The sequence below is a fragment of the Shewanella pneumatophori genome (assembly GCF_023283895.1).
Lineage (GTDB): Bacteria > Pseudomonadota > Gammaproteobacteria > Enterobacterales > Shewanellaceae > Shewanella > Shewanella pneumatophori.
The window spans coordinates 120,513-144,333 of the sequence record NZ_JAKILB010000003.1 but is presented as its reverse complement, the minus strand read 5'-3'; the positions used below and the strand labels follow the sequence as shown (position 1 = coordinate 144,333).

Genomic DNA, 23,821 nt, shown 5'->3' with positions numbered 1-23,821 from the left:
TCCTTAATTACTTGCTGTGCGCTGGCGTTAGCTCGTGAGCTACAACGCGTGGTTGGCGCTCTAGGATTTTGGTGTTTTGCGCGGCATCTGCACCTAAGCTGGTGGTGTTGGTGCGCGAGCCTTGTTCCTTATAGCGAGCGATATCTGACAGTTTGACCATATAGCCGGTTACTCGTACTAAATCGTTTGATGCGACGTTAGCGCTAAATTCGCGGAAACCTAAGCTAAGTGCGCCTTTACATAGCTGCATCATTGCTTGCGGGTTGGCTTTTACTGTTTCATCTATGGTGAGAATGTCGCTAATGCCCGAGGTGTAATATTGGTGATGCTCGGCCAATGCTTGAATATGAGTAATTGGGTTTGGCTCGGTGCCGTAAGGAATACGCACGCCTGGCGTCACATCTCGGTCTGTGTTCATGCCGCCTTGAGAGTGCAGCAAAGCACGGTCGTTATAACCATATTTTACTGGGGTTGCTTTAACGATGGCATCTAGTGCTTTAGAGATCTGATGCCCAAGTTCGTTAGCGGCGATGTTATGACCATAATGGTTACTTGGCTTGTCTAGGCTGTCTTCATTAAAGTCTGGCGTGCCTTGCAAAATATTAACGGCTTCGGCCATGCCGTAAATACCAAACATAGGTGCAAAGCGTGACTCTTCGATTAAGCCTTCTTTGACTAAAAAGCTATTGAAGAAGTTAGATTCTTGGTGCAAAAACGAGGCGCGGGCATTGATTAACTCGAAGGTTAACTGGCAGTAGTGTGGCAATACATTGCTAAAAAAGTCGCCTATGCTGCTGGCTTGTAGCGCCACTTCTTTTAAATTCATGCGCACTAAGGTGTTAGCACCACCGGCTAATGGTAGCGAGTTATAACAGCTGACAATGCCAAAACCTTGCTGGTCGAATGTATTCGCGTGAATAGGGTAGTTGGCGATATGTGGCTTGCTGCATTCACAAATATTGCTGGCGGCAATTTGCAGTAATTCATCTGGGGTAACGCTTGGGTCGTACATAAAGGTTAGGTTTGGCGCTATCTGCTTTAGCTCTGCATCGACACGTAAAATAGTGCGGCACACTATGTTGTCAGTTGGGCCGATGTTTACGTGCATAAAGGCGTCAGGCAAGGTGCGATCTAGCATGATCCAAAACAGCTTTAACTTACGGTAAATCGTTTCTTCGTCGAGCCCTTGGCAGTAGGGCAATAACACATCATCCAGTTGGCCTAAATACACTGGGATATTAGTAACCGATGGTACGTGATGGTAGATAATGGTTAATGCGTTTAGCGCTTCATCCAGATCTTGTGCTGGCGCTAGCTCTAAATACTCTGAGCCGTTTTGTAAAAACTTGGCGTAGTCTGGTAGTACGTAGCGTGGTTTAAATGGTGCATGACCTTCAAACATGTCGCAAATAGCCCCTTGTGCCATTGCTTGCTTTACTGCATCAGAGACAGCTACATAAGGTACAGCTGCTTCGGCTTCTAGGGCAAGTAAGCCTGATTTTTGTTTTGGTGATAGTAGAGGGTTACGGCTAATTTCAGCGAATCGCGCTTGCAGTGTCATGGTGCAATATCCACAAAGATGTTTTGCCGAGATTTTACTGCCTAGGGATTGAATTCAGATAGTGAAAAACTGCTAAATAGTGATTTCCAATATGGAAATCGCCAGCGTGAGATCGCAACTTTGTCGATCTTGTGGCAAGTGGCAGCGAGTGACAGAGAGGATCAGGCTAACAAAGGCGTTAGCCTGACTATTAAGCTTAAAAGAAGCCGAGTGGATTAACGTCGTAGCTAATTAATAGATTCTTGGTATTTTGATAATGGTCGAGCATCATCTTATGGGTTTCGCGGCCAATACCTGACTTTTTATAGCCGCCAAAAGCCGCGTGGGCTGGATAGGCGTGGTAGCAGTTAATCCACACCCGTCCCGCTTGAATCCCACGCCCCATACGCTGGGCGGTATTCATATCTCGGGTCCACACGCCTGCGCCTAGGCCGTATTCGGTGTCGTTGGCAATGGCTAGGGCTTCGGCTTCATCTTTAAAGGTGGTCACTGAGATCACGGGTCCAAAAATTTCTTCTTGGAAGATGCGCATATCATTGGTGCCTTTTAAGATGGTGGGACTAATGTAATAGCCTTGGCTGTGTTCTCCCTCAAGTTGACATAGGTCGCCGCCAATCAAGACTTCAGCGCCTTCATCTTTACCAATTTGCAGATAACTTAAGATCTTGTCGAACTGCTCTTGTGAAGCCTGTGCGCCAACTTGGGTGTCGGTATCGAGTGGGTTACTTTGCTTAATGGTTTTACTGCGCTCTATCACTTTGGCAATAAACTTGTCGTAAATGCCTTCGTGGATCAGCACTCGCGATGGGCAAGTACAGACTTCACCTTGATTGAAAAAGGCCAGTAGCATGCCTTCTACCGCTTTATCTAAATATTCATCTTCATGATCCATTACATCACTAAAATAAATGTTAGGCGACTTACCACCAAGCTCAACGGTGGAGGGGATCAGCGATTCAGCGGCACATTTTAAAATGTGATGACCAATTTCTGTTGAGCCGGTAAAGGCGAGTTTAGCGATACGGCTGCTGGTTGCTAGTGCTTGTCCGGCCTCGGCGCCAAAGCCATTAACCACATTGAGTACGCCATTGGGCAATAGATCTTCAATCAGTTCGAGCATCACTAACAATGAAGCTGGCGTTTGCTCGGCAGGCTTTAATACCACACAGTTACCTGCGGCAAGGGCGGGGGCGATTTTCCATGCCGCCATTAAGATAGGGAAGTTCCATGGGATAATTTGCCCGACAACGCCCAATGGCTCAGGGAAATGATAACTAACGGTGTTGGCGTCAATGTCTGCTGCGCTGCCTTCTTGGGCACGAATGCAGCCGGCAAAATAGCGAAAATGGTCGACCACAAGCGGTAGGTCTGCGGCGAGAGTCTCGCGCACGGCTTTACCGTTATCCCAAGTTTCAGCAATGGCTAAGCTTTCGATGTTCTGTTCAATGCGGTCAGCTATACGCAGTAAGATGTTTGCTCGTTCAGTGACAGAAGTTTTGCCCCATGTGTCTTTGGCTGCGTGGGCTGCGTCGAGTGCTAATTCAATGTCGTTTGCATCAGAGCGTGGGACTTGGCAAAACACTTGGCCGTCGACCGGTGAGCTGTTGTCAAAATAGAGGCCATTTACAGGTTTAACCCATTCACCACCAATAAAATTTTGGTACTGTGACTTGAAGTTAATTTTCGCGCCGGGTGTGCCTGGCTTGTTATAAATCATACTTATATTCCTTGTACGTTTTTTATGCGGCAACTCAGTGTAGTCTATAAAATAGCGAGCGCTGTATAGGAATAAAGTCGACTAGCAAGGCGGAGTTTTTTTAGTCTAATATTACTGAGCAAGATGGTTTAATTTGGTTAATTTTTCTTATATGCGCAGAGCGCATTATTTCAATGCAAAATATGCACTTCATTCATAGCTGTTTATGGCCTATGCTTCATCCATCAGTTTTTATAGGAACTTGTCATGTTTAACGCACTGGTTTTGACCCAAGAAGAAAAGCTTACTATTGCGAATGTTCGTCAAATCGCTGAAACCGATCTACCTGAAGGTGAAGTATTAGTTGATGTTGCCTGCTCATCACTTAACTACAAAGATGGTTTAGCGGTAACTGGCGTAGGCAAAATTATTCGTAATTTCCCTATGGTTCCGGGTATCGACTTTGCGGGTACGGTACTTGAGTCGAGCGACGAGCGTTATAAAGCAGGTGACAAGGTTATCCTTACAGGTTGGGGCGTAGGTGAAAATCACTGGGGCGGCCTTGCTGAAAAAGCCCGTGTTAAAGCAGATTGGTTAGTGCCAATGCCAAGTAATTGTGACGCAGCTAAAGCGATGCAAATTGGTACTGCGGGCTTAACGGCAATGTTATGTGTGCAAGCTTTACAAAATGCCGGTATTAAACCAGCAGACGGCGATATTTTAGTTACTGGCGCCAGTGGTGGCGTTGGTTCAGTTGCGGTGACCTTGCTAGCGCAGCTAGGTTATCGTGTTGTGGCAAGCTCTGGTCGTGTAGAGCAAAACGGTGCATTACTAACTAAGTTAGGTGCTAGCGAAGTCATTGACCGTAGCGAGCTTGAAGCGGATTCGCGTCCACTTGAAAAGCAACGTTGGGCAGGTGTGGTTGATACGGTAGGTAACAAGGTATTGGCGACAGCATTGGCACAGATGAACTACGGCGGCGCTGCTGCAATTTGTGGTTTAGCGGGTGGTTTTGCACTGCCAACAACGGTTATGCCATTTATCTTACGTGGCGTAAATCTACTGGGTGTTGACTCTGTAGCTTGCCCATTTGAAAAGCGCCAAGCGGCTTGGGAAGCTGTACTTAACTTGCTACCAGCCAGCTATTTTGACGATGCTTGTGAGACTATTGCCCTTGAGCAAGTACCTGAATATGCGCAGCGCATTATTAAAGGTCAAGTCACTGGTCGAGTATTGGTGCAGCTATAAGCTAAATTCAGCCAGAACCGAAAAGCCCAGCAATTGCTGGGCTTTTTTGTGTTTGTCTGGTGGTGATTTCAGTTGATCATGTCGTCAGGTATTTTGTGGTGTTTGCGCCAGTATTGCTTGGGTTGCATTGGCTATCTCTTGGCGTAACCATTTTTGTGCCTTGTCTTGCTCGCAGCGCGAATGCCAAAACAGGTTGTAATCTAAGCTTTGTAGCTTAAACGGCAGCGGTTTTACCTTGAGTCGATGGCGCTCGGCGGCTATCGCTGCCATACCTTCTGGTACGGTAATAATTAACGGGTTAACCGATTGCAACGCTAACGCTGTATCTAAATGCGGTGTTCTTAATAGTTCGGTGCGCGGCGGATACTGGCTAATGGCGTCATCGAGTAAGGCTTTTACTCCGTCACTAATGGCAATCGTTGCATGAGGATAATAGAGGTAATCCTCTAGGCTGATATCGCGATCGGCCAATGGATGGTTTGGCGACACTAAACAACTCACCCCCACTTTGCCAAGAAAAGTATGCTGTAAATTGCCGGTCTGACCTATGGCACGACAAATTGCCATATCTGCGCCTTTTACACTGAGCTGCGCCTGTAATTCTTTTTGCTGCACTGGCACTATCTCAAGGCGGATCTGCGGCGCTTGCTGATAAATATGCGGCAAAATAAACGGGATCAACGCCTGCATTGCATAGTCAGTTGCTGCGATAGAAAACTGCTGTTTGCATTCCTGCGGCACAAAAGCTTTAGGTGTCAGTAGCTCGATTAACTGGCCTGTGGGCTGGCGTAACTGTTGGTAGCATTCCAGTGCAAAAGAGGTGGGCACTAGCTGCTGGCCGACTCTGGAAAAGAGTGGATCATCTAACATTTCGCGCAATCGAGACAAAATGCGACTGGTAGCAGACTGACTTAAATGCAGTCGTTTAGCTGCTTGCGTTACGCTGCGTTCTTCAACCAATATTTGCAGCGCGATAAGCAGGCTTAGATCTTGGCGGTAGATCTCTTCTAATTCCATAATATCTCGGATTTTCCAATGAGTATTAATCAGTATAAAGACATGATTGCTTAGTGAAGTTTAGCGCTTTTTTGGTATCAGTCCTATATGGAAAAATATGATGGTTTTTCCAGCACGATAGCTTGGCGCTTGTTTGAGTTTAGGTGACTGTTTTTACACAAATATAACCTGATGATGTTATAGGCTTATTGGGCTAGTAAGATGACCACTAATTAGGTAGTAAGCTTAGCCTAAAATGCAAGTGAACTCGCTGCTATTACTGAGTTTTTCTGGGGTTATGGTTAGATATTTTGCTGTGGCTCAGTATTTGGAATGGGTTCCAAAATACCTCTAAAGTAATAAAAAACTCAAACATTAGACCTAGGTTTGAGTTCAGATATGTTGTTTTAATGTTTCTGATAAATACCTGCTTAACTCCCGTTTTGGAACTCATTCCACCCTTATGATTATTGCGTCTAATAAAACTAATAGGGTGATGACAGATGAGTAATAAAGATCTGCTAGGACGCCGCAATTTCATTAAAGGATTTGGAGCTGCAGCTGGCGTAGCAATGGCCGCACCAGCTTTGGCTGTATCTGAAAAGGCGGACGGCGTTAAATGGGACAAAGAAGTTGAAGTCCTAATTATCGGTTCAGGTTTTGCGGGCTTAGCGGCTGCTATTGAAGCAACACGCAAAGGCGCAAAAGACGTACATATCTTCGAAAAGATGTCTTACTTTGGTGGTAACTCTGCGATTAACGGTGGTTTGTTCGCTGCGCCTGGTACGCCAATGCAAAAAGAAGAGGGTGTAAAAGACTCTGTAGAAACTATGGTTGCCGATCAGCTTGCATCGGGCCGTGGTATTGCTGATGAGGCGCTACTTCGTCACGTTGCTGAGCACGCTGTTGAAGCATTACAGATGACTTTAGACGCTGGTTCTGAATATCACCCATACCTACAGCAACTAGGTGGTCACTCAGTTGCGCGTACTTACCAAACAACAGTGAGCTGTGGTGCTGGTATTACCCAACCGCTATTACAAGAATGCCGTAAGTTAGGCGTGCATACTCACAACCGCGCTAAGTTCGAAGGTTTCTTAGTGGGCGATAAAGGTGAAGTATTAGGCGTTAAAATGCGTGATAACTACCACTTTGGTGAAGATCAGCCAGGTAAAGTTAGCAATATCCGCGCTAAACGCGGCGTGATTATGGCAACCGGTGGTTTTGCACAAAACGTTGATTTACGTATGGCGCAAGACCCAACATTAACTGCTGAAGTTGGTTGTACTAACGCTCCGGGTGCTACTGGTGAAGGTATGTACGAAATGTTCCGCCTAGGTGCGGTACCTGTTCACTTAGCGCATATCCAGTCTGGTCCATGGGCATCGCCTGATGAAGGTGGTTTTGGTTATGTATCTAACTACTCTATCTACAACTTCCCACATTCAGTTGCGATTGACCGTTTAACTGGTAAGCGTTTCATGAACGAAATCGCTGACCGTAAGACACGTGCCGATGCTGAGTTGAACTGTCGTGATGCTAAAGGTAATGCATTACCACCAATTCTAATCACTAGCTATGAAGATTCGAAGAAGCATCCAAATACTAAGAAAGTACTTAAGTACAACGTAGGTTGGAAGTTCGATTCAATCGAGCAGTTAGCTAAGCACTTTGAAGTGCCTTTAGCACCGCTTAAGCAGCAAATTGCTGAGTACAACGAATACGTTAAGACTCAAAATGACCCACAGTTTGGTAAGAACATGACAGAAGCTAAGGGTAAGTATATCCAAGCACCTTTCACTGTTGTGCGTTTATGGCCAAAAGTGCATTACTGCCAAGGTGGTGTGCAGATCAACACTAATGCTGAAGTAAAAGACAGCTTTACTGGTCAAGCTATTCCAGGTCTATACGCAGCTGGTGAAGTGTGTGGTGGTATTCATGGTGTGAGCCGTTTGGGTAGTTGCTCTATTCCTGAATGCATGGTGATGGGTATGACTGCTGCACGCAGCATGATGAAAGCCTAAATCTGCCAGATAATTAAGAGGAATGAGTGATGAGTAAATTAAAAGCGGTATTAGCGCTAACATTTGGTTGCCTACTAACACTGTCTGCACAGGCTGTTGAAATACGTGACCACCATAAAGAAGTGATCGGGAAAGATTGTAAGGCTTGTCATGACAATGGCATTAAGCAGTTCCCATCTGATCAAGCCTGTCTACAATGTCATGATGTTGATGATTTAGCAGAGCAAACTGCACGTAGTGAAGAAGACAAGTGGCAAAACCCACACAATAACTTGCACTATGGTAAAGAGCTTCCTTGCCAAGAATGTCATAGCGAGCACGGCTCGAAGAAACCTTTATGCAGCAACTGTCATACTTTTAAGTACGACAAGCATAAAGAATAAACGATTCGTTTATTAAAAAGTAATTAGTAAACTTCATCTCTTTACAATTACTTTATATTATCCCTGCAAATAAAAAGACCACGAAAGTGGTCTTTTTTTATTTCTAACTTTAATTTTTTTGTTTCGATATATTCAGCTTTTGTGCTTATCTCAAAATTAAAGCAATTGGGAATATGTTTTATATTTTAGGTTTATCGTAGCTGACGGCCTTGTTTTATAAGTTGAGCGTGATGCTGCAGGCATTTATATATTAACTGTGACTTAGGGTTTGAATACTTTAATTGTTGCTAAATAAAGTAATTTAAAATAGACGATTGTTAATTAAGCTGATTTTTATGTAACTGTGATCGGTTCGTTGTTATCAATCGATAAACATGGTTTGGTTATATTTTTGGAACTGATTCCATATATATTATTTAACTCGATTATGAGTTTTAAAATATAACAAAAGTAGGTTTTAGATATGAAATATACAATGTTACTAAGTAGCTTATTATTATCAAATGGTTTAGTGGCTGGAGAGATCCCAGACTTCCTAGATAAAAATGATATTAATGGTGCGCAATTTCAGTGTTTAGGTGAATCACCAACTTATAGCGCAAAAGATCAAAAGTATATTGATATTTTGTGGGATGAAACACTCACTTATTTACGCGCCTATGCAGAAGCATTAACCAATGATCAAAGCAGCGGTTGCTTAAACTCTGATACTGCAATGGTAGATTCTACTGAAGGTGGCCAGCACATGTGTGTGATGGACCGTCGTGATATGAAACTGATGGTTAAAAACATCTACCAAGTGATTAATAACGCTGATGAAGCTAAGAAATGTTTCGGTGCTCGTGAAGATGTTAGCTGGATCTATAACCCAGGTGGAGAGCTAACTAAAAACTCACCTGTAGCGCAGCACTTTAAGCGCACTACATTTACTGAATTTTTCGATGAAAAAGTAACAGATAAACAAGTTAAAGAGTACGGCAAGAGCTTTACTAATAACTTCTACAAGATGGTGACTGGCGATGAAGTGAAAATGCCAGCAGTATTCCCTTATGATATTAGCGCTAACTCATTACCAAACCTTTGGGCTGCAGCAGGTTGGTTCCCTATGTACGCAGAAGAGGGCAAGCGCAACGATAAAAACTTTGACAATATTCGCGGCGGTTATGCCTACGCTGAAATCTTTGGTCACTGGGGCTTATTGCGCATTGATGAAATCAATGGTGAGAAAGTCGGTGCTGAAGTCGGTATGACAGTGCAAGCAGTGGATACGCTATACCCATTCCACAACCATGCAATTTCTGAAATGTACTACAACATGCGTGTTCCTGCGTGTACCAACCAATTTAAAACTATGGCGATTCGTGAAGATTCACCGTTAGTTAAAACGGTAAAAGAAGACGATACCGTACGCCGAGTGCAGTTTGATGAAGGCCAGCATAACTCGCAAACCATGTGGTTGTCTGGTAGTGCAGAGCAAGATTCGTTGATCTATTTCCACCAAAACACTATCCATGCATTTGATGTAGATGGTAGCTGTGAAGCTAAGCCAGAAGAGCGTGCAATTGTGTCTGTTTGGGCACGTAGTAATGCCAATGATAAGCGTAATGACTATGGCACAACCTTATTATGTGAGTCTGCAGCAAATCCAGGCACTCCGGCTAAACGCGGTGAAGTTATTCAGTGCGATTTAACAAAAGTTAAATGGTAATCACTTTGGTGGCAATAACCTTGCCACCATTTATTCCACTTCTAGGAATATAAATTGTATTAATATGATTAGTTGTACGTATTAACTCAATTTATATTTAATTTTAAATAAATGGATGTCTAATGAAGAAATTAAATATAACGCTGTCTGCTTCAATATTAATGGCGCTAGCTAGCCAAACTGCATTGGCTGATGATTTGAATGTTGGTGGTTCTGTTAGAGGTAATTATAGTTACAGTGATTACTCTGACTCATCACAAGATAAGCTAGGTGATTTTGACTTTAATTTATTATCGGTTACCTTTTCTGATAAATGGAACGATATTGGTGTTAAAGCAGAATACCGATTTTACGATGGCTATGATCATTTAAAATATGGTTATGCATTTTGGGATGTGAATGATGACCTGACTATTAATGGTGGTGTTATTAGTAAGCCGTTTGGTAATAAAGGTTACGCATCTCATAACTGGTGGTACAGCCTAAACTACTATATGGGTTTTGAAGATGACTATGGTGTGGGTGTTAGCGCTCAGTACCAAAAAGGAAGTTCATTATCAGAATTCGCCTTTATCAAAAATGCCGTTTACGGTGGTACAGATCACCGTGATTTTGCCGGTACAGTCGCTAAAGGTACTGTCGATGGTACGACTTACAATAACGAAGAGACCAATACGTTCGCTGCTCGCCAAAGCTTTACCTTAACCAGTGGTGATTTTACAACGGTATTGGGCGCATCAGTTGAGTATGGACAGCTATATAACTCAGATTTTGGTGAGAATGGTGACACCCTCAATTACGCTGTTCACCTTGATATGAACTACGATGGCTGGGGCTTTCAAGCCCAGTATCTAGCTTTTGATTTTGACCAATATGATGACGGCCAATTAGATCCAGATAAAATTGGTATGGGCATGTTAGATGGATTTTATGAGGTGTCCAGCAAAGGTAATATCTACACGGCTAACCTATCAAAAAGTATTGCTACTTCTTGGGGTAATCTAACTATATACAATGATTTCAGCATGGTGCAGCCAGATGTTGAAGAGTTTGATGATTCAATCCTAAACAGTACTGGTGTTTCGTTGGCTTACGGACCTGTGTTTGTGTATGTCGATTACTACATGGCGAAGAATGTGCTTTGGTTAGGTGGCAATAGCTTAGGCTTAGCTGAAACCCATGATGACTGGGATCATCGTTTTAATATCAACCTTGCTTACTATTTCTAACGAGTTTTTTATCTAAATAGCAAAATGCCAACGATTACGTTGGCATTTTTATTTTTAAACTTAAGCGTTTAACTGAGCATTTGAGCTTGGTTTACTTCACCTAGCTCGGACACGTTGGCCTTGATCAAGTTAATCAGCTGGTAAGTCGCATCTGTCTGCGTATTCGGATTGAGATACAAAGACTCATTGAATGTCGGCAGTGGCGGAATGTTGTGCGCGATTGGATCAATTATCTGCATTTTATCGCTGATACGAAACTCGGCAATCGGTGCTATCACTAAGTCGTTTTCAACCGCCATACACATAGCTGTTGGCGACGGTGTCGATAACAACACGCTCATTGGGCGCATTGAGATCTGATGATTAGCAAATACTTGGGCGCGAATAGGACAGTTTTCTGGATAAAGTGCCATAGGCACAGTTTCCCGTTTATGGGCGGTTCCGTTTTTAGCTGCTACCCAGTGAAAACGACGCTCAAACAATAGTTCGCCATGGCCAGCCGCTGGTGGTTGCCAATGAGTGGCTACAATCACATCGAACTCGCCATTATGCAAACGCTTATACAGATTACCGCTCACATCGGTATCGATAACTAATTCAATGCGGGTAAATTCACGAATAAACTCCAATAGGCAGCTACCCAGATAACGATTGATATAATCAGTCGGTACCCCAAGTCGTATGACTTCACGGTTTTGACAATCTTTAAGTTCGTCAATTGCCTGTGAACTGAGCTGTAACATCTTATAGGCGTAGTTCAGCAGCGTCTTGCCTGACTCTGTTAAAGTCACACCCTTGTTATCTCTTAATAGCAAAGGTTGGCCAACGCTTTCTTCTAGCTTCTTGATTTGTAAGCTTATAGTTGACTGAGTTCGGCAAAGCTTCTCAGCGGCTTTGGAAAGGTTTCCGCATTCAACTACTGCAATAAAGCTTTCTAATAGTTCAATTTTTAGCATGAGATATCGAATTTATTCATAGTGGTATCAGTATTACTCAATATCTGCTCGCCTCCTAGGCTGTTATTTTATCAATGTGAACTGAATTTCGATTGATTGTTATATTTGTGAAGAGGTCGACATGAGTAATTGGCAGAGTAGAGAGAGTTACTTAACTGAGGTTGCTGAACGTTGTTTACGCGGCCATAAAAGTTTTGATTTGCGTCGCTCGCATTTAGTCGAAGCCAGTCAGATCTCCAAAGGCACGATTTACAATCATTTTCCTACTGAAGCAGATCTAGTTGTTGCTGTAGCAACTGCCCATTTTAAGCGGCGTTTAGAGCGGGCTTACTTTGATCAAACCTTGTATAACGACAACCTGACTCGCTTTTTAATGCATCACTGCTGGGGCTTGCGCGATGATTTGCTATATGACCGCTTTGTTATTTCGCGGATTATGCCGAATCCAGAGTTGCTGGCACAGGTGACCGACGACAACCGCATTGCTTTTGAGCAGGCTTACGGCGCATATATTCAATGGAATCACGATTTAATTAAGGCGGTTGGCATGGTTGAGGGCTTTGACCGTGCCGAGTTAGTGGCTAACTATCTGCGCGGCGCGCAAATAAATTGTGATGATAGCGGTAAGCATTATAACGATGCCAGCATGTACTATCAGTTTAGCTACGCATTATCACAATTGATGGGCCATTCAGATAAACGTATCCCTAATCAACTGGCTTACGTAAGCTGGCTTGCCGGCCTAGAAGACACGGCAAACGCAGCTTAATTCTGCTGTAATGAGGTTTATTGCAGCGGCAACATAATGGTAATTTTTAAGCCTTTTGTTGGGTTATTTTCCGCTATTATTCGCCCCTGATGGGCTTGCACGGCAGCTTTGGCTATTGCCAGCCCTAATCCCCAGCCACCAGACTCTCTTTCTCGTGCTGATTGCGGCCGATAAAAAGGTTTAAAGATCGCTTCGAGATCTGCTTCATTTTCAATGCCGGGACCATCATCAATAATTTCAATCTGCACGCCTTGTTTTAAGGTGATAGCTTGAATTGATACTTGGGTACTGGCGTAGCGAATGGCATTGCGCAGTAAGTTTTCCACCGCTCGGCATAAAGGCCGTGGATACAGTGGCAATACAATTGACTCGTCAATATCAATATGTAGCTGCTTTTGCTGTTGCTGGGCTTCAAACTCAGCATCGTCGAGTACTTGGCTTAAGGTTTCAGACAGCTCAAGACTTGGCTTGTTGTCATTAGCATTTAGCTTGACCCGTGACAGCTCCAACAACTCTGCAATCATCTGCTCTAGCTGATCGGCTTCATATTCAATACGTTCAGTTTCTGGTGTTTCTTGGCCTTTTTTACGACTGAGCGCCAATGACAATTTCAAGCGCGTGAGCGGAGTGCGCAGCTCGTGAGAAATATCGCTAATCAGCCGTTGTTGGCTTTTCACCATATCTTCTACTGAATCGGCCATGCTATTAAAGGCTTGTGCCAGTTGGCCTATTTCATCGTTGCGCTTTACCGTTGCCATATCGACTCGGCTACTTAGATCGCCATCTGCTAACGCGTCTGCGCTGCGTTTTAACGAGCGTAGCGGCTTACCTAAATGCCAAGCAAATAAACCGCACAATAGACCAGAAAGTAAAATGGCAATGCTCAGAGTGAGGATCTTATTGTCGATAAAGAAGAAGAACCAAGGTCGAGGATGATGCTCAGGCAGACGACCATATAAGCTGTAAGGTTTACCGCCAGCTTTAAAGTTGTATGGCCCAAAAATCAGCTCATCTCTAAATTGGTGTTTAATTGGTTCGCCAGCTTCGTCAGCCAATAGCATAAAGCGTCTTAAGGAGCGTGAAGACTTATGGCTATTGAGTACTTTGCCATACTCATCAACCAGATAAATACGCGCAGGGCGACCTTTAAACTCTTTAAAGCGGCTCCAATGAGTGAGTTTGTTAGAGTCTAAAATTTGTGGGTTTTGGCTGATGCGATTGGCGCTTTTTTCTAATAAGCGCTCAAGTGCTGGCGGGATTGCCGACTGATCATGGTTTTGCTGCAGCAGCGGCAGCAAGCCAATTAGGGCAATGATAAGTGAGCTACATAGCCAAAAGCCAAGTAGTAACTTAACGAATATGTTGTTGGGGTTTTGTCTTAGCTGCATCTAAGGTAACCAGATATAACCTTTGCCGCGTATGGTTTTTACTCGCGGACGACCGTCGCTACGTTCAGGCATCTTTTTGCGTAAATTAGATAAATGCATATCTAGGCTGCGATCGAACGGCATCAACTTTTTACCTAGCACTTTTTCGCTTAGGTCTTCTTTTGTTGCCAGCTCGCCAGCGTTTTTAACCAACTCAAACAGTAAGCTAAATTCAGTGCCGGTAAGAATAATCAATTGATCTTGGCAGTGAACTTCTTGGCGACCTGGATCTAAATTGATGTCGCCATATTGATGGGTCGGCTGTGGAGCTTCATTAGACTGTACATGAGTACGGCGAATGATAGCGCGAATACGCGCAACTAGCTCACGGTCGTTAAATGGCTTAGGTAAGTAGTCATCAGCACCAATTTCTAAGCCCACAACCCGATCAATTTCATCACCGCGAGCGGTTAGCATTAATACTGGCGTTTGTTTCTTGCTGCGGAGTGCCCGCAGAACTTCAAAACCATTTAATTTCGGCAGCATAACGTCGAGTAAAATAAGGTCGAAAGATTGCTCTAGAGCCAGATCGAGTCCTGATTGGCCATCATGGGCTAATGTTAGTTCAAAACCTTCTAACTCTAGTAGCTGTGCAAGCAGCTCAGATAGACCTAAGTCATCATCTATCAATAATATACGGCTCATATTTACCCTTTTACTCTACCTTTACTATGGCGAGTATACCTTGTTTGATGTCAATTGCAGTTAAGGAGTGTAATGCTACGTAAAGATTGCGATTCTCTAGCATGCAATGACATTATTTAAACTGCTTTACAGAGCTTTACGCTAAATAAACCCTACCTTACATTGGGCTGGCTACACTTGTAAGCGTCAAATCAAGCTTAGCAGGGCTAGGCACATTTAATTGAGGCTACCAAGATGAAAAAGAACACACTTAAAGCAGGCTTGCTTGCCGTTGTTGCCAGTACTGCACTATTAACTGCCGGCGTTAGCGCGGCTGATGAACATCACGGCTCACGCGATGGTAAGCAAGGTTACCACCAAATGAAAGGTAAGCATGGTGGTCACCATGATTTACGTAAAATGTTCCGCGGTTTAGATCTTACAGATCAGCAAAAAACTGAAATGAAAGCGCTATTTAGTGCTCATCGCGATGAAATGAAGCAAAACCGTCCTTCTAAAGAAGAGCGTGCTGCGCAAAAAGCGCAAATGCTAGAGTTCATCACTACAACTAACTTCAGTGAAGATGCGGTAAGACAAGCATTGGCAGCTAAGCAAGAAGCACGTCAGCAAAAAGCAGTTGATATGTTGAAGCTGCAAAACCAAGCGTACCAATTGTTAACGCCTGAGCAGCAAGAAAAGTTCCAAAAGCGTTTTGCTAAGCATCATAAAAGATAGTTAGCTGCTTTTTATCCATCACCACAATAGTTTTTTTCTATTGTGGTGATTGATATTAACTTGAGGGAAATCACCCGATTTTTACTCTAGTTGTTATAAACTTAAGATCTGTGCTTCCCTTACTTTATCAGTAAACAGATTTTATGAATGACACTTCCCAATACGATTTCTGGGTTAAGCTGGCGAGCCGCGCTGCGGTTGCGACTGCCTTAACCCTTATTATCATCAAGCTTGGCGCTTGGATGTATTCTGGCTCAGCCAGTATGTTGGCATCGCTAACAGACTCGTTTGCTGATGCGTTAGCATCTATCGTTAATTTCGTTGCTATCCGCTACGCCATTGTGCCTGCCGATCAAGACCATAGGTATGGTCATGGCAAAGCTGAGCCATTAGCTGCATTAGCGCAATCCGCTTTTATTCTCGGCTCGGCATTTTTGCTGTTTTTCCATGGTGGTGAGCGTTTAATTAACCCGGTTGAGGTTAAGCACGCGACCTTAGGTGTTGTGGTCTCTGTTATCGCTATTGCACTGACATTTGCGTTAGTTATGCTGCAAAAAAGAGCGCTAGCGGCCACCTCTAGTACTGTGGTTGAAGCCGACTCATTACACTATAAGTCGGATCTATTTTTAAATGCTGCGGTGCTATTAGCTTTAGTGTTATCACAATATGGCTGGTGGTGGGCTGATGGTTTATTTGCGTTATTAATTGCGTTGTTTATCGGTCAGCAAGCTATTGGTTTGGCTTATCGTTCGGTGCAATCACTGCTTGATAGAGAGCTTGATGATGACACTCGCGCCAAAATCACCGAGATTGCTGAGCAAGATCCGCAGGTGAAAGGTATCCATGACTTACGTACTCGTGAGTCGGGCAAGACCATGTTTATTCAGTTTCATCTAGAGTTAGACGGTGATTTGAGTTTACATCAGGCCCACAAAATTGCGGTAGCCACTTCTGAACGAGTGCGGGCAGAGTTTGCTGAATCTGAGGTGATTATTCACCAAGATCCGGTGTAACCGGGTCGATAAAAAAGGATATCCAGTGGATATCCTTTTTTGTTTTACTAAGTCGCTTAATCCATCTCAAGCTCTTTGAGCTTACGGGTTAGGGTATTACGCCCCCAGCCTAAACGTTTTGCGGCTTCTTGTTTATGGCCATGAGTATGTTTAAGGGCGGTTTCTAATAAAATGCGCTCAAAAGCGGGCTGCACTTCAGTTAATAAGTCACTGTCACCTTCACTTAATCGCTGGTCGATAAATAACTTAAGCGCGTCTTGCCAGTCGTTTCTATCGGTCGCTTTAGTGCTTACCTTAGGCTCCTGTAATAGTTCTGGTGGTAGGTCGAGCGGTAAAATCTCTTGTCCCGACGCCATCACCGTTAACCAGCGGCAGGTGTTTTCAAGCTGTCTGACATTACCAGGCCAAGGTAGCTGCGAGAGCTTGGTTGCAGTCTCTTTGGTGAGCACTTTGGGCTCAACGGCAATCTCTTTTGCGGCAATCATCAAAAAGTGACGTGCAAGCTGGGGAATATCTTCACGGCGCTGAGATAGCGGCGGTAAATGCACCCGAATAACGTTTAAACGATGGAACAAGTCTTCACGAAAATCACCTTGATGCACCAGTTGCTCAAGATCTTGGTGAGTCGCGGCAATAATACGTACATCAACTTGCACTGGCGAGTGGCCGCCGACCCGATAAAATTGACCATCAGCCAATACTCGTAATAGGCGAGTTTGCACATCGAGTGGCATATCGCCGATTTCATCTAAAAATAGCGTGCCGCCATTGGCTTGCTCAAAACGACCTTGGCGCACGCTGCCAGCACCAGTAAAGGCGCCCTTTTCATGGCCAAAAAGCTCTGACTCAATTAGATCTTTTGGGATCGCTGCCATATTGATGGCAATAAATGGCTTATCTTTACGTGGGCTGTGCTTATGCAGTGCGCTAGCGACCAGTTCTTTACCTGTACCAGATTGACCATTAATCAATACGCTAATTGATGAGCGCGAAAGGCGACCAATGGCGCGAAACACTTCTTGCATTGCTGGCGCTTCACCAATGATTTCTGGGGTGGCAATTAAAGGCTCGCTAACCGTTGCGCTTGATGATTGCTCTTTAGCATGAGTCAGTGCGCGGTCGACCAGAGAGATAGCTTCATCGATATCAAATGGTTTAGGTAAATATTCAAATGCACCCGCTTGGTAAGCACTAACGGCACTATCAAGATCTGAATGTGCTGTCATGATAATTACCGGAATGTGCGGATAATGATTTTGTAGGCGCTCAAGCAGGGTGAGTCCATCAGTGCCCGGCATACGTATGTCAGACACAATCACTTGCGGCTGCGCCATTTCTAACGCTTCCCAGAGTGACTCGGCAGCGGCAAAACTTGCGCTACTAAACTTGGCACTTTGCAGCGCTTTTTCTAATACCCAGCGAATCGAGCTATCGTCGTCGAGGATCCAAACTTGTTCAGTCATTGAGTGTATTCCTCTTATTAACTATTGATGGGTAAAGTGATGGTAAATTCGGTATGACCAACCGTAGAGTCACACTCAATACGGCCACCATGTAGACGAGCAAAGTTATGAGCAATTGATAAGCCTAAGCCTGAGCCTTGTTCACGGCCAGTAACCATAGGGTAAAACAGGGTGTCCATTAGCTCTGGCGCAATACCTGGGCCATCGTCAATCACCGACAACATCAACACTAATTTGTGGCGCTTAGTACCTATGGTGATCTGGTGTTGAGTGCGGGTTTTTAAGCGAATATTACCGCCTAGAGGCTCAAGTGCCTGTATGGCATTTTGCACGATATTTAAAATAGCTTGTTGTAGCTGATCAGGATCCATTTCAATATCGGGTATCGACGGATCGTAGTCTTGGGTTAACAAGATATTGGCTGGCAAGGTGACATTCACCAGTTTAACGACCTTTTGGATCACTTCGTGAATATTATACAAGCTATGTTGTGTCGGCTTTTGTGGCCCGAGTAAACGGTCAACTAGGCTACGTAAACGGTCTGCTTGCTCGATAATTAAGTCGGTAAATTCGTTTAGTTGAGGCTCTTTTAATTCCCGAGATAACAACTGCGCTGCGCCACGTAAACCGCCTAACGGATTTTTGATCTCGTGAGCAAGGTTGCGCACTAAGTATTGCGCCGCTTGTTGCTGTGCATCTTGAGTTAATTGCTGATGAATACGGCGCTGTTGATCGACTTGGCGTAGTTCAATCAGGGCGAGGTTTTTTTCATTTTCAAGCGGGGTTAGGGTGACATCAACCGTATGTTGTTGGCCATCAATGGTCACTAAAGGCACGGTATTAATGCTTAGGCCTTGCCCGTCGCGAATAGCGACTTTGAGTACTTGTGGCTCAACCCCAAGCAGCTGGTAATACTCAGGTAAAGCTTGCTCGGTTAGGCGACTACTGCCAACCCCAAGTAGCTGCTCAGTGGCAGCATTGACATAGAGTAACTCAAGCTCTTCATTGATAACTAGCACTGCCGTTACAAGATGGTTGAGCAATAAATTTGTATCCATCAGTTACTCCGAAATATGCGTTTGCACCAGTTTGGGCAGTTAAGTTGCTTGCACTGCTATGGTGCACCAAGTTGGTGCAAGCTGCAACTAGACATCATCGGAATGTAGACTAAATCAAGCTAATCCTAAGTTTATCTATTTATAGGGTTTTATTAGTTATTTCTTGGCTGTGGCCTAATAAACCTAGGTTGATTTACACTTGTCCGGTGAACAAATATCTTTCTTGATGGAGTGGATGCAAGTTTTTTGCCGTTCTTATCAAAGGCTTTAACCACAAAGTTATGTTCGCCGCGATCAATATTGGTGAGTTTGAATAGACCTATGGTTTGCTTGCTACCCATTTGTTTGCCGTCCATAAATAGGCCGAGCTGGTGGGTTGAAGCAAGTTGTGGAGTGATGTTGGTGATAATAGTAACATCACCTTCATTATTACGAACTGACTCCTCTTCTGTCGGCGAGACGATATTCATCTTATAGTCGATAGCTTTTTCTTCTGGCTCGCTAGGGGCGCTAGGTATCACTGTGACTTCGGGAAGCTTGATGTTGTTTTGAGTGTTCTCTTTAAACTCGACCACCTCAGCATTTTTAATCGGCTCGTCAGAGAAGTGCACCTTGCCGTTTTCATCAACCCACTTATACACGGTTGCATGAGCAAACGTTGCACTCAGTAATATGAGCAGTATTAAAGCTACACGCATTGTGACATCCTATGTTACAGAGTTGTAATCATCAGAGATTAGCGTTTTTTGTCGAAAAAATCATGGAGTTTATGCTGATAAGTTAGAGAAAAAAGTAACAGACAAAAAACCTTGCTATCTTTAAGTGGTACAGTAGCTATCAATTAACTAGCTATAAGTATTATGAAATTAACTGTAAGAAAAAGGCGGGATATAAATCAATGACACAACATGGAAAATTTAAGGGATTTACCTTAATTGAACTCGTCGTGGTGATTATCGTGCTGGGTATTTTAGCTGTGGTGGCATTACCTAAGTTTTTGGATTTTAGAACGGACGCCGACACCGCTGTGCTTAAAGGTATGAAAGCGAGTATTGCTTCGGCGCGGGATTTAGTGGCGGCGCAAATAGAGCTAAGACCTGAAAATCTCAATAATGCGCAAAACCGATTTACCTTAGAGGACGGCCAAAATATTCGGGTGCGAGCGCATTATCCTGATGGACGCTGGAACAACACTTTTACTCATTTAGTTGATTTTGACTCTGTCACTTATATCACCTCTAATCAATGTACAGAGGCAAACTCTGATACAGTTTGGTGCGCTCGAAATAGCAACTTACGCTGGTTTACCCGTCGGGGGTTAACAACGGCTACAGTGGGTAGAGGGTTTGTGATCTTCCCACGTGGTAATAATCTCAATCGTGATCAATGCTATTTGTATTATTTCACCCCGAACGACAATAATGTCACTCAAAAGGGCGTGCTCCCCATTGTCGGTGTTGATTTTTCAGAGTGCGGTGAGTAACGATATTTTACGGATAGGGTTATTGGGGGATTTGATGCAAAAAACTATTCTGGGCAGTTGCTTGATATTACTCGCGGCTTGTCAGTCGGCAGAGTCGAATATTGAGGCTGATAGCGCCGCTAAAGCGAAGCCGCAAGCAGTTGTTGAGTCACCAAGTTTTGACTGTAGTAAGGCCACAGGGCAAGTTGAAACGTTAATTTGCAGTGATGCAGAACTGGCTGCATTAGATAGGAAAATGACTCAGGTATATCAACAGGCCTTAGTGAATATCCCTGCGTCAGAACAACCAAAGGCGATGCAACGAGGTTGGATAAAAGGCCGCAACGATTGCTGGAAATCTCAAGATGTACGCCAATGTACGCTAGATAATTATCAAGGCCGGATTATTGAATTACAAATTACAGGCGGCCTAATTGAAGCATCAACGACAGCGGTTTTTGATTGTGGCCTGCATCCGTCAATAAATGCAGCGATTTATACCCAATTAGATCCGGTGACAGGTGTATTTAGCTTTGCTGAACAGCAAATATTAGCAACCAATGTTCGCAGTGGTAGTGGTGCAAAATACCAAGGACGTAATTTTGAGTTTTGGGAGCATCAGGGCGAGGCGAGTGTGCAGTACTTAGGTGACAGCTACCAGTGTAAATTACAACGCTAGCGAGCAATTATATTGATAAAAAGCAGCCAATAGGCTGCTTTTTTAATGGAGGCTCACTTGAGGTTAGCGATCGTACTCTTGCTCTAACTGCGTTGCCTTGACGCTATTGTCATGCTGACTCAGCTGCTGTGCATAAGCAGCAATATGAGGGTACTTTTGTACTTCACCACTTTGACTCAGCAATTCAACAATAAACGACATCATAATATCTGCACCTGTGAGTTTATCGGCAACAAGATAACGCTTACCTGCAAGTGATTGATTAACGTAACTAAGGATTTTTTCTGTTTCAACGGCGGCATAACCTTCTAAAAAGTTGGTTTGGCAGCCATCTTTAGCGACAAACATTCTTAGCAGTAATGGCAAAATTGCTGAGCTTTCAGCAAAGTGTAGCCACTGCAGATACTCAACATATTCAGCAGTACCTTTTTCTGGCGCTAAAATGCCTGCAGCATGAGTATTAATTAAGTATTCAGTAATTGCACCTGATTCGGCGATGACTTGCTGGTTATACTCAATTACCGGCGACTTACCCAGCGGATGAATCGCTTTGAGCTCAGGTGGTGCTAAAAAGGTTTGGCTGTCACGTTGATACGCCTTGATTTGGTACTCTAGCCCTAATTCTTCTAAAAGCCAGATAATACGTTTTGAACGCGATTTATTAAGATGGTGCAGTGTGATCATTACTTATTCCTTGCCGTTTATAAGGTAGTCAGAGCGCATTACACGCCCTATTTTCAGGGAGCGTGTTTATTTAAGCTGCTTGATGATTTCGTTAGCTACGGCTTCTGACGATGCCGGATTTTGACCTGTGATAAGGTTGCCATCTACCGCAAGGTGGCTGCTCCAATCATCGCCTTTGCTGTAATCAGCCCCATGTTGCTGCAGCATATCTTCCACTAGAAATGGCACGATATCGGTAAGCTGTACTGCTGCTTCTTCGCTATTGGTAAAGCCGGTGACTTGCTTGCCTGCGACCAAAGGGCTGCCATCTGCAGCTTTGACATTTTTAAGGGCGCCGGGAGCGTGACACACTAATCCAACCGGCTTATTTGCTTGATGGAAAGCCTCTATCAATGCGATGGAATTGGCATCGTTAGTGAGATCCCATAACGGACCATGGCCACCTGGATAAAAAATTGCGTCGTAATCAGCTGGATTAATATCGGCAAGAACCAAAGTTGTCGCGAGTTGTTGTTTCGCTTGCGGGTCTTGATTAAAGCGTTCAGTTGCAGCGGTTTGAAAATCAGCCTGCTCACTACTTGGATCAAGTGGTGGCTTTCCGCCTGCTGGTGAGGCTAAGGTAAGGTTAAAACCTTGGTCTTTGAAACAGTAAAAAGGACTGGCAAACTCTTCTAACCAGAATCCGGTTTTCAGGCCGGTGTCGCCAAGTTTGTCGTGTGAAGTCAGTATCATTAATACGTTCATGTGGTTGTCCTTTTTATCTGTTGGTGTGCCAACTAACAGTTATCTAGTCACTGTTAGTCAGCTGAGGTCTCATACTAGGTTTTATCGGAAGGTCTATTTTTTATTAGATCTATAGGTTACGTTCTAAGATCTTACGGCTCATCGCTAGATCCACATCTTGCTTTTCACCTAGTGCAGTCATGCCGTGAGCTTCAAGTTGGGCGACAATAGTATCTATGCTGCTGTTGTCTAAACCGTAATCTGACAGGCGAGTCTGTATACCCATTTGTTCGAAGAATTGACGAGTTTTTTCGATCACTTGGTCGATGATTTCATCGTCAGAACCTTGGGTAATGCCCCATACTCGGCTGGCGTATTGCAGGAGTTTTTCTTGCTTACCTTGGCGGCGAACATCTAATAATCCAGGCAATATCATAGCTAGGGTGCGAGCGTGGTCGACATCGTAAAGCGCGGTGATTTCATGGCCAATCATATGAGTTGCCCAGTCGTGAGGCACGCCTTTACCAATAAGACCGTTTAATGCCATTGTTGCTACCCACATTAAGTTGGCGCGTACATCATAGTCTTGTGGCTCGCTCAGTGCTTTAGGGCCGAGCTCGACTAAAGTTTGCAATAAACCTTCGGCAAAGCGGTCTTGTACCGGTGCATTAACGGGGAAAGTAAGGTATTGCTCAGTGATATGCACAAACGCATCAACCACACCGTTTGCAACTTGGCGCTCAGGCAGGGTAAAGGTTTTGCTTGGGTCTAATACTGAAAAACGTGGGAATACGTGGTCACTCATAAAGGCTAGCTTTGCTTTAAGCTCTTTACGGGTAATAACGCTGCCGCTGTTCATCTCTGAACCTGTAGCAGGAAGCGTCAATACGCTACCAAATGGCATGGCTTGAGTAACATTAGCTCCCCAGTTTAATAGGATGTCCCAAGGCTCGCCTTCGAATAGTGCTGCAGCTGCAACAAACTTAGTGCCGTCGATAACTGAGCCGCCACCCACTGCAAGTAAGAAGTCGATGTTTTGCTGTTTAATCACATCAACGGCTTGCATTAAGGTTTCGTAAGTTGGATTGGCTTCGATGCCACCAAACTCAACTACTTCACGCTGTTTTAGCGCAGTTTTAACTTCGTCGAGTGTGCCAGTGCTTCTGGCGCTGTTACCACCAAATAGCACTAACACTTTAGCGTCTTGCGGTACTAGTTTATCTAGCTCAGCAATTTTACCTTCGCCAAAGCTAATGTGGGTTGGGTTGTAGAAGTCAAAGCTTTGCATAATCTTTCCTGTCTAAATATATTGAATCAAACTCTAGCCTAAAATTGAGTAGACCAGTCGTCTAGTAAATAGTTAAAAAATACCCGCCTAAACGG

The 23,821-nt window shown here is 44.1% G+C and carries 22 protein-coding genes; 10 read left to right on the top strand and 12 right to left on the bottom strand.

All coding sequences use genetic code 11. From position 1 onward, the window contains the following. Nucleotides 1-7 precede the first annotated feature (7 nt). A complete protein-coding gene (locus L2740_RS06000) occupies nucleotides 8-1,561 on the bottom strand; it encodes a YjjI family glycine radical enzyme (RefSeq protein WP_248949193.1) in 1,554 nt (517 codons plus the stop codon). Nucleotides 1,562-1,757: 196 nt separating this feature from the next. After that, complete coding sequence (gene exaC / locus L2740_RS05995; RefSeq protein ID WP_248949192.1) at nucleotides 1,758-3,278, bottom strand: acetaldehyde dehydrogenase ExaC; 1,521 nt, start codon at nucleotides 3,276-3,278, stop codon at nucleotides 1,758-1,760. A 246-nt stretch (nucleotides 3,279-3,524) separates the two neighbouring features. Here exaC and acuI point away from each other — a divergent pair, with 246 nt between their 5' ends. After that, nucleotides 3,525-4,505: an acrylyl-CoA reductase (NADPH) gene (acuI, locus tag L2740_RS05990; protein WP_248949191.1), complete on the top strand. Its 981-nt coding sequence runs from the start codon at nucleotides 3,525-3,527 to the stop codon at nucleotides 4,503-4,505. A gap of 84 nt (nucleotides 4,506-4,589) precedes the next feature. On the opposite strand, the gene L2740_RS05985 is transcribed toward acuI, so the two are convergent. Then, nucleotides 4,590-5,522, bottom strand: coding sequence for a LysR family transcriptional regulator (locus L2740_RS05985; RefSeq protein ID WP_248949190.1), 933 nt, complete (start codon nucleotides 5,520-5,522; stop codon nucleotides 4,590-4,592). 482 nt (nucleotides 5,523-6,004) lie between these two features. On the opposite strand from L2740_RS05985, the gene ardA reads away from it, so the two are divergent. The 4 genes from ardA (at nucleotide 6,005) to L2740_RS05965 (ending at nucleotide 10,845) form a co-directional block, all read left to right on the top strand. Then, nucleotides 6,005-7,525, top strand: a complete 1,521-nt coding sequence (gene ardA, locus L2740_RS05980) for an acrylate reductase flavoprotein subunit ArdA (RefSeq protein ID WP_248949189.1) — start codon at nucleotides 6,005-6,007, stop codon at nucleotides 7,523-7,525. A 29-nt stretch (nucleotides 7,526-7,554) separates the two neighbouring features. After that, the gene (gene ardB / locus L2740_RS05975; RefSeq protein WP_248472172.1) at nucleotides 7,555-7,908 is read left to right on the top strand and encodes an acrylate reductase cytochrome subunit ArdB; all 354 of its coding nucleotides are present in this window, start codon (nucleotides 7,555-7,557) and stop codon (nucleotides 7,906-7,908) included. Nucleotides 7,909-8,371: 463 nt separating this feature from the next. Next, the gene (gene dddY, locus L2740_RS05970; RefSeq protein WP_248949188.1) at nucleotides 8,372-9,616 is read left to right on the top strand and encodes a dimethylsulfoniopropionate lyase DddY; all 1,245 of its coding nucleotides are present in this window, start codon (nucleotides 8,372-8,374) and stop codon (nucleotides 9,614-9,616) included. Between the two features lie 122 nt (nucleotides 9,617-9,738). After that, complete coding sequence (locus L2740_RS05965) at nucleotides 9,739-10,845, top strand: hypothetical protein (RefSeq protein WP_248949187.1); 1,107 nt, start codon at nucleotides 9,739-9,741, stop codon at nucleotides 10,843-10,845. Nucleotides 10,846-10,913: 68 nt separating this feature from the next. On the opposite strand, the gene L2740_RS05960 is transcribed toward L2740_RS05965, so the two are convergent. Next, on the bottom strand, nucleotides 10,914-11,801 hold the full coding sequence (locus L2740_RS05960) for a LysR family transcriptional regulator (RefSeq protein ID WP_248949186.1): 888 nt from the start codon (nucleotides 11,799-11,801) through the stop codon (nucleotides 10,914-10,916). 121 nt (nucleotides 11,802-11,922) lie between these two features. Here L2740_RS05960 and L2740_RS05955 point away from each other — a divergent pair, with 121 nt between their 5' ends. Beyond that, on the top strand, nucleotides 11,923-12,570 hold the full coding sequence (locus tag L2740_RS05955; RefSeq protein ID WP_248949185.1) for a TetR/AcrR family transcriptional regulator: 648 nt from the start codon (nucleotides 11,923-11,925) through the stop codon (nucleotides 12,568-12,570). Between the two features lie 17 nt (nucleotides 12,571-12,587). On the opposite strand, the gene L2740_RS05950 is transcribed toward L2740_RS05955, so the two are convergent. Together L2740_RS05950 and L2740_RS05945 are read right to left on the bottom strand one after the other, a co-directional pair. Then, nucleotides 12,588-13,958 carry an ATP-binding protein gene (locus L2740_RS05950; RefSeq protein ID WP_248949184.1) on the bottom strand — a complete coding sequence of 457 codons (1,371 nt, stop codon included), beginning with the start codon at nucleotides 13,956-13,958 and terminating at the stop codon, nucleotides 12,588-12,590. Then, nucleotides 13,959-14,642 (bottom strand): response regulator, encoded by a 684-nt coding sequence (locus L2740_RS05945; protein WP_248472166.1) that lies wholly within the window; start codon nucleotides 14,640-14,642, stop codon nucleotides 13,959-13,961. A 234-nt stretch (nucleotides 14,643-14,876) separates the two neighbouring features. On the opposite strand from L2740_RS05945, the gene L2740_RS05940 reads away from it, so the two are divergent. Further along, on the top strand, nucleotides 14,877-15,356 hold the full coding sequence (locus tag L2740_RS05940) for a Spy/CpxP family protein refolding chaperone (protein ID WP_248949183.1): 480 nt from the start codon (nucleotides 14,877-14,879) through the stop codon (nucleotides 15,354-15,356). A 143-nt stretch (nucleotides 15,357-15,499) separates the two neighbouring features. After that, nucleotides 15,500-16,369 (top strand): cation efflux pump FieF, encoded by an 870-nt coding sequence (gene fieF, locus L2740_RS05935; protein ID WP_248949182.1) that lies wholly within the window; start codon nucleotides 15,500-15,502, stop codon nucleotides 16,367-16,369. A 56-nt stretch (nucleotides 16,370-16,425) separates the two neighbouring features. Here the strand turns inward: fieF and glnG are convergent, their stop codons facing one another. The 3 genes from glnG to L2740_RS05920 form a co-directional block, all read right to left on the bottom strand. Then, complete coding sequence (gene glnG / locus L2740_RS05930) at nucleotides 16,426-17,832, bottom strand: nitrogen regulation protein NR(I) (RefSeq protein WP_248949181.1); 1,407 nt, start codon at nucleotides 17,830-17,832, stop codon at nucleotides 16,426-16,428. A 17-nt stretch (nucleotides 17,833-17,849) separates the two neighbouring features. Next, complete coding sequence (gene glnL / locus L2740_RS05925) at nucleotides 17,850-18,890, bottom strand: nitrogen regulation protein NR(II) (RefSeq protein ID WP_248949180.1); 1,041 nt, start codon at nucleotides 18,888-18,890, stop codon at nucleotides 17,850-17,852. A 152-nt stretch (nucleotides 18,891-19,042) separates the two neighbouring features. Continuing rightward, the gene (locus L2740_RS05920; RefSeq protein WP_248949179.1) at nucleotides 19,043-19,588 is read right to left on the bottom strand and encodes a DUF4124 domain-containing protein; all 546 of its coding nucleotides are present in this window, start codon (nucleotides 19,586-19,588) and stop codon (nucleotides 19,043-19,045) included. 200 nt (nucleotides 19,589-19,788) lie between these two features. Here L2740_RS05920 and L2740_RS21450 point away from each other — a divergent pair, with 200 nt between their 5' ends. Next, nucleotides 19,789-20,373 (top strand): type II secretion system protein, encoded by a 585-nt coding sequence (locus L2740_RS21450; protein WP_275974041.1) that lies wholly within the window; start codon nucleotides 19,789-19,791, stop codon nucleotides 20,371-20,373. A gap of 34 nt (nucleotides 20,374-20,407) precedes the next feature. Then, nucleotides 20,408-21,031 (top strand): MliC family protein, encoded by a 624-nt coding sequence (locus L2740_RS05910; RefSeq protein WP_248949178.1) that lies wholly within the window; start codon nucleotides 20,408-20,410, stop codon nucleotides 21,029-21,031. A gap of 63 nt (nucleotides 21,032-21,094) precedes the next feature. Here L2740_RS05910 and L2740_RS05905 read toward each other — a convergent pair whose 3' ends face one another. From L2740_RS05905 to L2740_RS05895, 3 genes are all read right to left on the bottom strand, one after another. Continuing rightward, nucleotides 21,095-21,715, bottom strand: coding sequence for a glutathione S-transferase family protein (locus tag L2740_RS05905; RefSeq protein WP_248949177.1), 621 nt, complete (start codon nucleotides 21,713-21,715; stop codon nucleotides 21,095-21,097). A 66-nt stretch (nucleotides 21,716-21,781) separates the two neighbouring features. Further along, nucleotides 21,782-22,459 (bottom strand): type 1 glutamine amidotransferase domain-containing protein, encoded by a 678-nt coding sequence (locus tag L2740_RS05900; protein ID WP_248949176.1) that lies wholly within the window; start codon nucleotides 22,457-22,459, stop codon nucleotides 21,782-21,784. Between the two features lie 109 nt (nucleotides 22,460-22,568). Continuing rightward, nucleotides 22,569-23,726, bottom strand: coding sequence for an iron-containing alcohol dehydrogenase (locus tag L2740_RS05895; protein ID WP_248949175.1), 1,158 nt, complete (start codon nucleotides 23,724-23,726; stop codon nucleotides 22,569-22,571). Nucleotides 23,727-23,821 lie beyond the last annotated feature (95 nt).

Excerpts from the sequence above, each read along its gene's own strand:
- glnL (WP_248949180.1), bottom strand. The coding sequence starts at position 18,890 with ATGGATACAAATTTATTGCTCAACCATCTTGTAACGGCAGTGCTAGTT.
- L2740_RS05900 (WP_248949176.1), bottom strand. The coding sequence starts at position 22,459 with ATGAACGTATTAATGATACTGACTTCACACGACAAACTTGGCGACACC.
- L2740_RS05945 (WP_248472166.1), bottom strand. The coding sequence starts at position 14,642 with ATGAGCCGTATATTATTGATAGATGATGACTTAGGTCTATCTGAGCTG.
- L2740_RS05910 (WP_248949178.1), top strand. The coding sequence starts at position 20,408 with ATGCAAAAAACTATTCTGGGCAGTTGCTTGATATTACTCGCGGCTTGT.
- exaC (WP_248949192.1), bottom strand. The coding sequence starts at position 3,278 with ATGATTTATAACAAGCCAGGCACACCCGGCGCGAAAATTAACTTCAAG.
- L2740_RS05960 (WP_248949186.1), bottom strand. The coding sequence starts at position 11,801 with ATGCTAAAAATTGAACTATTAGAAAGCTTTATTGCAGTAGTTGAATGC.
- L2740_RS05920 (WP_248949179.1), bottom strand. The coding sequence starts at position 19,588 with ATGCGTGTAGCTTTAATACTGCTCATATTACTGAGTGCAACGTTTGCT.
- L2740_RS05965 (WP_248949187.1), top strand. The coding sequence starts at position 9,739 with ATGAAGAAATTAAATATAACGCTGTCTGCTTCAATATTAATGGCGCTA.
- L2740_RS05895 (WP_248949175.1), bottom strand. The coding sequence starts at position 23,726 with ATGCAAAGCTTTGACTTCTACAACCCAACCCACATTAGCTTTGGCGAA.
- fieF (WP_248949182.1), top strand. The coding sequence starts at position 15,500 with ATGAATGACACTTCCCAATACGATTTCTGGGTTAAGCTGGCGAGCCGC.
- ardA (WP_248949189.1), top strand. The coding sequence starts at position 6,005 with ATGAGTAATAAAGATCTGCTAGGACGCCGCAATTTCATTAAAGGATTT.
- L2740_RS06000 (WP_248949193.1), bottom strand. The coding sequence starts at position 1,561 with ATGACACTGCAAGCGCGATTCGCTGAAATTAGCCGTAACCCTCTACTA.
- L2740_RS05950 (WP_248949184.1), bottom strand. The coding sequence starts at position 13,958 with ATGCAGCTAAGACAAAACCCCAACAACATATTCGTTAAGTTACTACTT.
- acuI (WP_248949191.1), top strand. The coding sequence starts at position 3,525 with ATGTTTAACGCACTGGTTTTGACCCAAGAAGAAAAGCTTACTATTGCG.
- L2740_RS05955 (WP_248949185.1), top strand. The coding sequence starts at position 11,923 with ATGAGTAATTGGCAGAGTAGAGAGAGTTACTTAACTGAGGTTGCTGAA.
- L2740_RS05905 (WP_248949177.1), bottom strand. The coding sequence starts at position 21,715 with ATGATCACACTGCACCATCTTAATAAATCGCGTTCAAAACGTATTATC.
- L2740_RS05985 (WP_248949190.1), bottom strand. The coding sequence starts at position 5,522 with ATGGAATTAGAAGAGATCTACCGCCAAGATCTAAGCCTGCTTATCGCG.
- L2740_RS05940 (WP_248949183.1), top strand. The coding sequence starts at position 14,877 with ATGAAAAAGAACACACTTAAAGCAGGCTTGCTTGCCGTTGTTGCCAGT.
- ardB (WP_248472172.1), top strand. The coding sequence starts at position 7,555 with ATGAGTAAATTAAAAGCGGTATTAGCGCTAACATTTGGTTGCCTACTA.
- dddY (WP_248949188.1), top strand. The coding sequence starts at position 8,372 with ATGAAATATACAATGTTACTAAGTAGCTTATTATTATCAAATGGTTTA.
- L2740_RS21450 (WP_275974041.1), top strand. The coding sequence starts at position 19,789 with ATGACACAACATGGAAAATTTAAGGGATTTACCTTAATTGAACTCGTC.
- glnG (WP_248949181.1), bottom strand. The coding sequence starts at position 17,832 with ATGACTGAACAAGTTTGGATCCTCGACGACGATAGCTCGATTCGCTGG.